The organism is Pseudomonadota bacterium, from assembly GCA_030775045.1.
In the GTDB taxonomy this organism is placed as follows: domain Bacteria; phylum Pseudomonadota; class Alphaproteobacteria; order JALYJY01; family JALYJY01; genus JALYJY01.
Genome location: JALYJY010000027.1, coordinates 11,006 through 18,224, shown reverse-complemented (window position 1 = coordinate 18,224; position 7,219 = coordinate 11,006). Strand labels below are relative to the sequence as shown.

At 64.1% G+C, this 7,219-nt stretch carries 7 protein-coding genes and 1 pseudogene; 4 read left to right on the top strand and 4 right to left on the bottom strand.

The window, feature by feature from the left end; genetic code table 11:
• Nucleotides 1-612 (bottom strand): annotated as a pseudogene (locus M3O22_03795) (PCRF domain-containing protein).
• A gap of 190 nt (nucleotides 613-802) precedes the next feature.
• Here M3O22_03795 and M3O22_03790 point away from each other — a divergent pair.
• From M3O22_03790 to M3O22_03780, 3 genes are read left to right on the top strand one after another with little or no spacing between them, the layout of a single operon-like run.
• A complete protein-coding gene (locus tag M3O22_03790) occupies nucleotides 803-958 on the top strand; it encodes a hypothetical protein (protein MDP9195881.1) in 156 nt (51 codons plus the stop codon).
• Nucleotides 942-2,747 carry a hypothetical protein gene (locus tag M3O22_03785; GenBank protein ID MDP9195880.1) on the top strand — a complete coding sequence of 602 codons (1,806 nt, stop codon included), beginning with the start codon at nucleotides 942-944 and terminating at the stop codon, nucleotides 2,745-2,747. Before M3O22_03790 ends, M3O22_03785 begins: the two co-directional genes overlap by 17 nt.
• Nucleotides 2,744-3,757, top strand: a complete 1,014-nt coding sequence (locus M3O22_03780; protein MDP9195879.1) for a site-specific tyrosine recombinase XerD — start codon at nucleotides 2,744-2,746, stop codon at nucleotides 3,755-3,757. Before M3O22_03785 ends, M3O22_03780 begins: the two co-directional genes overlap by 4 nt.
• A 101-nt stretch (nucleotides 3,758-3,858) precedes the next feature.
• Here the strand turns inward: M3O22_03780 and M3O22_03775 are convergent, their stop codons facing one another.
• Nucleotides 3,859-5,292 carry a mannose-1-phosphate guanylyltransferase/mannose-6-phosphate isomerase gene (locus M3O22_03775; protein MDP9195878.1) on the bottom strand — a complete coding sequence of 478 codons (1,434 nt, stop codon included), beginning with the start codon at nucleotides 5,290-5,292 and terminating at the stop codon, nucleotides 3,859-3,861.
• A gap of 158 nt (nucleotides 5,293-5,450) precedes the next feature.
• On the bottom strand, nucleotides 5,451-5,852 hold the full coding sequence (locus tag M3O22_03770; GenBank protein ID MDP9195877.1) for a DUF6165 family protein: 402 nt from the start codon (nucleotides 5,850-5,852) through the stop codon (nucleotides 5,451-5,453).
• A 34-nt stretch (nucleotides 5,853-5,886) separates the two neighbouring features.
• Between M3O22_03770 and M3O22_03765 the strand changes: the two genes are divergently transcribed.
• Nucleotides 5,887-6,684: a folate-binding protein gene (locus M3O22_03765; GenBank protein MDP9195876.1), complete on the top strand. Its 798-nt coding sequence runs from the start codon at nucleotides 5,887-5,889 to the stop codon at nucleotides 6,682-6,684.
• A gap of 6 nt (nucleotides 6,685-6,690) precedes the next feature.
• Here M3O22_03765 and rlmH read toward each other — a convergent pair whose 3' ends face one another.
• The gene (gene rlmH, locus M3O22_03760; protein MDP9195875.1) at nucleotides 6,691-7,149 is read right to left on the bottom strand and encodes a 23S rRNA (pseudouridine(1915)-N(3))-methyltransferase RlmH; all 459 of its coding nucleotides are present in this window, start codon (nucleotides 7,147-7,149) and stop codon (nucleotides 6,691-6,693) included.
• Between the last annotated feature and the right edge of the window lie 70 nt (nucleotides 7,150-7,219).

Genomic DNA, 7,219 nt, shown 5'->3' with positions numbered 1-7,219 from the left:
GGGCTGATCCGCACCAGCCGATGCGTGCCCGACTCGACCGACAGCGTCCCGTAGGCGTACGGCGCCTTGACGGCGAACGTCGCCGACTTGATGCCGGCCTCCTCCGCGTAGGAGGTGTCGTAGACCTCGACGGGGTACTTGTTGCGCTCGGCCCAGCGGGTGTACATGCGCATCAGCAGGCTGGCCCAGTCTTGGGCTTCGGTCCCGCCGGCGCCGGCGTTGACTTCCAGATAGCAGTCGTTGGCGTCCGCCTCGCCGGACAGCAGGCTTTCCAGCTCCAGCGCCGCGGCCTTTTTCTGCAGGTCAAAGATGGCCGTTTCGGCATCGGCGACGATGGACGGCTCGTTCTCGGCCTCGCCCATGGCGATCAGCTCGATGCCGTCGTGCAGCGCACCGTCCAGCCGGCGATAACCGCTGATGGCCGTATCCAGCCGGGTACGTTCCTTCAGCAGGTCCTGGGCGCGTTTCGGATCGCCCCACAGGGTGGGACTTTCCGCCAGGGCATTCAGTTCATCCAGACGGCGGACAGCATTGTCCCAGTCAAAGATGCCTCCTCAGCAGTGTGAGGGATTTGCGGATCTCCTCCACCGCTGTCTCGATTTCCGCACGCATGGTTTTTTCCCCGATTGTCATCCCGGCGAAGGCCGGGATCCAGTTTCTGTTGTCTACAGACAAACCGGACCCGGGATCAAGTCCGGGGTAACAGAAAACTTTTCGGCCTCGCTGTCAGTACCCTTTCCCTGCCCTTTTGTTGCCACGACAGGAGTGCAATAAACAGGGATCCTGTCCCTGAGGTTGCCCCATGCTGTATCCTCCCCGGAAGCGTTCATTCACCGGCCCCGTCCTTCTGGTCCTGGTCGCAGGCCTTGTGGCTGCAGTGCTGTTTCTGGGATTCTGGAACCGGGATATCCCGCGGACCATGGTCGAAAGGGAGGTTCCCCATGATGCTGCTCCGTAGCCGCCTTTTCCCCGTTTTCGCCCTGGCGCTGGCCCTGGTGTGTGCCCCTGCGCTTGCTGGTTCTCCTGAAGATCCGTTTCCTGATGAGATGATGGAAGAGGATTTTTCCCCGGCCCCTGTCCAGCCCTCTGTTCCCGATGCTACTGCGCAGCCGGCCCCGGAAGAGTGGCGCACGCGCATGGATGCCCCAGTGGCGAAACAGGATATCGCGCCGCTGCCTGAGGTGTCGAAAGGTCTTCTGACAGCAAAAACCGGCGGGTTCGACAGGACCCTGTGGCAGGGCATCCGCAGGAACGAGGCAGCGGATCTTCTTCCCCGCGTCCCGGCAGCCGTAACAACACCCGTCACATTGGGCCTGGCCCGGCGCCTGCTGCTGACCGAGGCTGTGCCGCCGGAAGGTTTTTCCGCCACCGAGTTTCTGACGCTGAGAACCCGGACGCTGGAGCAGATGGGCCTGTCCGCTGAAGCCGCCGGTTTGGGGGGCAGTCCGCCTTCTTCCACGCCACCGGCGGACGAAAACGGGGCCTGGGCCCTGGTGGAAGAGTCCCTGAAACAGGGCGATCTCGACACTGTCTGTGCCCCGAAATTCCGCGAGCAGACCCGCCCGTATACGGACAGGAAATGGGCACGGCTTCTGGTCCTGTGCCAGATCAGCCAGACCGACCTGACCGCCGCTGCACTGGGCCTGTCCCTGCAGCGGGAAAGCGGCGCGACCAACGACCCGCTGTTCCTGGATCTGGCTGAATCCATCGTCAGCGGGACCCCGCCGCCGGCCCTGTCCGGGTCAGAAACGTTATCTCCGCTTCATCTGGCGCTGATGGAGGCCGGAAGGATCGCAATCCCTGCAGCAGCGCTGGAAACCTTCCCGCCAGGCCGGCTGGCCCGTCTGGCCACAGACACATCCACGCCGCCCCTGCTGCGCTTTCAGGCCGCCCTGAAGCTGGCCCCCCAGGGGCTGGCAGACACCGACACCCTGCTGAAATCCGCAAGGGCGGTTTCCTTCCGGCCGGGAGAGCTGGCTGATGCCACCGCTCTGGCGTCCGAACGCGACCGGGCCGAGGCGCTGGCGCTGCTGTACCAGGCTGCGAAAGCCCGGCGGGGAAAGCCCATGGAAAGGGCCGGTCTGGCCCAGGCCATGGTTGCGCTGCTCCAGCCGCAGGAGCTGGTCTCACCGGCCGCTGACCTGGTGCTGGATATTCTGGACACTGTGGGTCCGACCGACAGCAGGGCGGAGATGGCCGCCGGCTTTGCCCGCCTGTACTATGGCCGCGGACTTGCGGCGAAGGCAAAGCCCTGGCATGCGCTGGCCCTGAATCATGCCACCGCGCATCCCGAAACAACCGATACCGTCGCCCTGCTGTGGCCCCTGGCCCTGGCATCGGGTGCATCATCCGCCGAGGTGCCGGGCGCCGAGGCAGCGTTCAACGATCTGACAGCCCGCACAGCCAGTGCTGAAAACCGCATCCGGATGGCTGATCTGCAGCTGCTGGTCCAGGCGCTGACCGAAGTTCCGGCACCGCCTGTGGCGGATACTCCTTCTGCTGATGGCGTCCAGTATCGCATGCGCAGCCTGTCCCCGGCAGTAAACACGGAATTGGCCACCGCAGCCCGCGCCGGACAGACAGGAAAGACCGTGCTGCTGTCCCTGACAACCCTTGGCCCCGATGGCCCACAGAAAGCTTCCGTCCCGACCACAGCCCAGGCAATCCGGGCTCTGCGCCAGGTGGGTCTTGCGGATGATGCCCGGGCGCTGGCGCGGGAAACGCTGGTTCTGCGCACGGGATCATGACAGAAAAACCTGTGGTAAAAAAACGCGGACGACCACCGAAAACGGCTGTAGCCGTATCGCCTTCGGTGGATGCTTTTCTGGCCATGCTGACGGCCGAGCGGGGCGCGTCCCGCAACACCCGGCAAGCCTATCTGGCCGACCTGGCCGAGGCGGCCGCCTTTCTGGCAAAACGCAATGTGGTGCTGGACCAGGCCAGGGACGCGGACCTGCGGGACTGGATGGCCCACATGGCCTCGGCCGGCATGTCGCCCCGCACCACGGCCCGGCGGCAGTCGGCCCTGCGACAGTTCTTTCGTTTTCTGTGCTCGGAATCCCGCCGTGTCGACGATCCTTCGTCAACGCTGGACACCCCGCGGATGGGACAGAGCCTTCCGAAAGTCCTGGACGAAAAACAGGTCAGCGACCTGCTGGGTGAAGCCCTGAAGAAACAGGAATCACCGGAAAAATACCGTCTGATGGTGCTGGTGGAACTGCTCTACGCCACCGGCCTGCGGGTCAGTGAGCTGGTCAGCCTGCCCCTGGGGGCCATCAGCCGCGACCGGGCTTTTGTGCAGGTGCGCGGCAAGGGCGGGAAGGAACGGATTGTCCCCCTGTCAGACGCGGCGCGCAAAGCCCTGGACGACTGGACGCCGGTGCGCAAAGCCTTTGAAAAAGCCACAGGGCGCGAGTCCCGGTTTTTGTTTCCTTCCATCGCCGCCAGCGGTTATCTGACCCGCCAGCGCTTTGGCCAGATCCTGAAACAGCTGGCCCTGGACGCCGGGCTGGACCCGGACCAGGTCAGCCCCCACGTGGTGCGCCACGCCTTTGCCACCCACCTGCTGGACCATGGCGCCGACCTGCGCAGCGTCCAGAAAATGCTGGGCCACGCGGACATCGCTACCACGCAGATCTATACCCACGTCACCACCGGCCGCCTGAAACAGGCGGTGGAGGCGCATCACCCGCTGGCGAAGAAGGAAAATTTTACCTCTCCCCCTGAGGGAGAGGTCGCGAAGGCCGACAAGGCCTGAGCGGGTGAGGGGTCATAAAGAAGACTCTTCGTCCGTACCCCTCACCCGACATACTCGCTACGCTCGATGTCGACCTCTCCCTCAGGGGGAGGGGTAAATCCCTACACCCGTCCGTACACGTCTTCCAGGCGGATGATGTCATCCTCGCCCAGGTAGGGGCCGGACTGGACCTCGATCAGTTCCAGGTCCTCGGTTCCCGGGTTTTCCAGCCGGTGGGCCATGCCCACGGGAATGTCCACGGACTGGTTGGCCTGGAGGCGCAGCTGCTCCTGCCCCCGCGTTACCAGGGCGGTGCCGCGCACGACCACCCAGTGCTCAGCCCGGTGGCTGTGTTTCTGCAGGGACAGGCGGCCCGCCGGTTTCACGATGATGGTCTTTACCTGAAAGCCGTCCCCGCTGCAGATAACGCGGTAGGTACCCCACGGGCGGTGAACCAGCGGATGGGACAGCGCCTCGCTGCGGCCCTGGTCTTTCAGGATCGCAACAATTTTCCGTACGTCCTGGACCTGGTCCATGGAAGCCACCAGCACGGAATCCTCCGTCGCCACGGCCACCACATTCTCCAGCCCCACCAAGGCCAGCAGGCCCCGGTCGGTGCGGGCATAGCATCTACGGCTGCCTTGCAGGATCACATCGCCCACAGCCGCATTTCCGTCACCGTCCCGCGGGCTGGCTTCCCACAGGGATGCCCATGACCCCACGTCGGTCCAGTCGAACCCGGCCGGCACGACAGCGGCCCGGTCTGTGCGCTCCATGATGCCCACGTCAACCGACAGGGCCGGACACTGGGCAAAGGCCCCGCGTTCCGCCCTCAGGAAATCCATGTCCTGCTGTCCCTGGTCCAGCGCATCGCGGCAGGCCGCCAGAATCTCCGGCTGGAAGCGGGCCAGTTCTTCCAGGACCCGGCGGGCCGTGAACAGGAACATGCCGCTGTTCCACAGGTGATCGCCGGCGGCAATCATGGCTTTGGCCGTGGCCAGATCAGGCTTTTCCACAAAGCGGCCCACCCGGAAGGCTCCGTTCTCCAGCGCCTGTCCCTGCCGGATATAGCCATAGCCGGTTTCTGGATGCGCAGGCCGGATGCCGAAGGTGACCAGCCAGCCATTCCGTGCTGCTGCAGCGGCCTTGTCCACGTCCCGCAGGAAGGATTCCCGGTCCCGTACCAGGTGGTCGGCGGGCAGGACCAGCATGACAGTGTCCGGGTCCGTCCGCGCCAGAAACAGGGCCGCGAGTGCGATGGCGGGGGCGGTATTGCGGCCTGCGGGCTCCAGCAGGATCGTGCGGGGCGGATGGCCGGCCTGGCGCAGCTGTTCCGCGATCACGAACCGGTGCTCCTCGTTGCAGATCACCAGCGGCGGGGCGAACCCGGCCTGCATCGGAACACGCGCGGCCGTATCCTGGATCATGGAGGATCCAGACGACACTAGGTCCAGCATCTGCTTGGGGTACAGCTCGCGCGACAGGGGCCACAGGCGGGTGCCGGCGCCGCCGGACAGGATCACGGGACAGACGGGGTTATTCCGGATACTTTTCATACGCTACCCCTCCTGTCATCCTGAGCGAAGCGCTGCAGAGCAGCGCGAAGTCGAAGGATCTCCTTCTGAAGGAGATTCCTCCACTCGGCTTCGCCTCGGCCGGAATGACAAACCATTACAGAAATTATCCGGGACAACTATAAAAAAACTGCGTCATCTCAGACGGTCCGGGCCGTATAATCTTTATACGACTTTTCCTCGATGATGTCTGAGCCCAGCAGGTCGTTGATCTGCCGCTTGACCACTGCGCGTTTGTCGTTGGTGTGATAGACCGCGCGGGCCAGCTCTACAAAGCGGGGACCGAAATCCTGCGCCGCCTCGCAGTCGCGGATATCATCCTCGATGTCCCACAGGCGCTCGTTGATCCGGCGCAGCTCCTGGTACAGGGCTGTCAGAGCCGGGCTGGACCTGACTGTGCTGTCCATGGCCTTCTGCAGCAGCGCATGCTCGTGGTTCACGTTGCGCAGCTTGGCTGCATCGGTGATGCGTTCGCGCTTGATGTCCAGGATGGTCAGCTTGTCCAGCAGCTCTCCCGGCGCGATCTCGATGGCAATACCCATGGTTTTTCCCTGGTTAAGGATGTACAGAAGTCTGATGCCCTGTTTTTTTACCGAACTTCCCGATCGCGCCATGATACGCGTCACGGGCGCGGACCGGAAGTCCTTTCTGGGCGGCCTGCTGACCAATGATGTGGCCGGGCTGGCGGAGGGACAGGTCCTGTATGCAGCCCTGCTGACCCCCCAGGGGCGCTTCCTGCACGACATGCTGGTGCTGGACCAGGGAGAAACCCTGCTGCTGGACACAGAAGCCGGGCGCTGCGCCGACCTGATCCGCCGCCTGTCCCTGTATAAACTGCGTGCCGATGTGCAATTCAGGGACGAAACAACGCAATGGGCTGTGCTGGCCCTGTGGGGCGACTGTCCACCTGTCCCTTCAGCCCTTGCCGATCCCCGCCATCCGGACCTGGGCTGGCGCCTGTATGTGTCCCGGGCAGACCAGGTGCCAGCGGGAATGCAACGCGGCACTTTCGATGATTACAACCGGCACCGGATCCAGCTGGCCATTCCGGATGGCAGCCGCGACATGACGCCGGAGAAATCCTTCATCATGGATTTCGGGCTGGATGCCCTGAATGGCATTTCGTTCACCAAGGGATGCTATGTGGGCCAGGAACTGACCGCCCGCATGAAGCACAGGGACCTGACGAAACGCCGGCTGGTTTCCGTCCGCGTGGACAGCCCGCTGCCGGTCCGGGGTACGGAAATTTTCCAGGACGGAAAACCCGTGGGCGAAATCCTCAGCAGCTGCGGCGACCTGGCTCTTGCACTGGTGCTGCGCGATACCCCGCCGGGCCCGATGGTGATGGCGAAGGGAAAGACTGTCAGGGTATAAAGGAAATCAGCTCCGGTGATAGGGGTGTCCGGCCAGGATCTGCTGGCAGCGATACAGCTGTTCCGCCGCCAGGACGCGCACCAGCATGTGGGGCCAGGTCATGGCGCCGAAGGACAGGATCAGGTCCGCCTTTTTCCGGATGCTGTCGTCCAGCCCGTCCGCACCACCGATGACCACGGCCAGATCGCGCACGCCGTTGTCCCGCCACTGTCCCAGGCGCGCGGCCAGGGCCGGGCTGGTCATGGTTTTTCCGGTTTCGTCCAGAACCAGGACCACGGCGTTTTCGGGAAGGGCGCCCAGGATCAGGCCGGCCTCGTGCTTTTTCTGGGCGTCCGGCGTGGGCTGTTTGCGGCTGTCGATCTCTTTCAGGGTCAGGGGCCAGACCATGCGCCGGGCATATTCGGCGTACAGGTCAGCCAGGGGGCCGGAGCGGGCTTTACCCACAGAAACAATCGTGATGCGCATTACCCTGCCGTGTGCAGGGCAGAAGCCCGGGGGGTCTCAAGGCCCCACATTTCCTCCAGGTTGTAGAACG

Excerpts from the sequence above, each read along its gene's own strand:
- M3O22_03790 (MDP9195881.1), top strand. The coding sequence starts at position 803 with ATGCTGTATCCTCCCCGGAAGCGTTCATTCACCGGCCCCGTCCTTCTG.
- M3O22_03785 (MDP9195880.1), top strand. The coding sequence starts at position 942 with ATGATGCTGCTCCGTAGCCGCCTTTTCCCCGTTTTCGCCCTGGCGCTG.
- M3O22_03780 (MDP9195879.1), top strand. The coding sequence starts at position 2,744 with ATGACAGAAAAACCTGTGGTAAAAAAACGCGGACGACCACCGAAAACG.
- M3O22_03775 (MDP9195878.1), bottom strand. The coding sequence starts at position 5,292 with ATGAAAAGTATCCGGAATAACCCCGTCTGTCCCGTGATCCTGTCCGGC.
- M3O22_03770 (MDP9195877.1), bottom strand. The coding sequence starts at position 5,852 with ATGGGTATTGCCATCGAGATCGCGCCGGGAGAGCTGCTGGACAAGCTG.
- M3O22_03765 (MDP9195876.1), top strand. The coding sequence starts at position 5,887 with ATGCCCTGTTTTTTTACCGAACTTCCCGATCGCGCCATGATACGCGTC.
- rlmH (MDP9195875.1), bottom strand. The coding sequence starts at position 7,149 with ATGCGCATCACGATTGTTTCTGTGGGTAAAGCCCGCTCCGGCCCCCTG.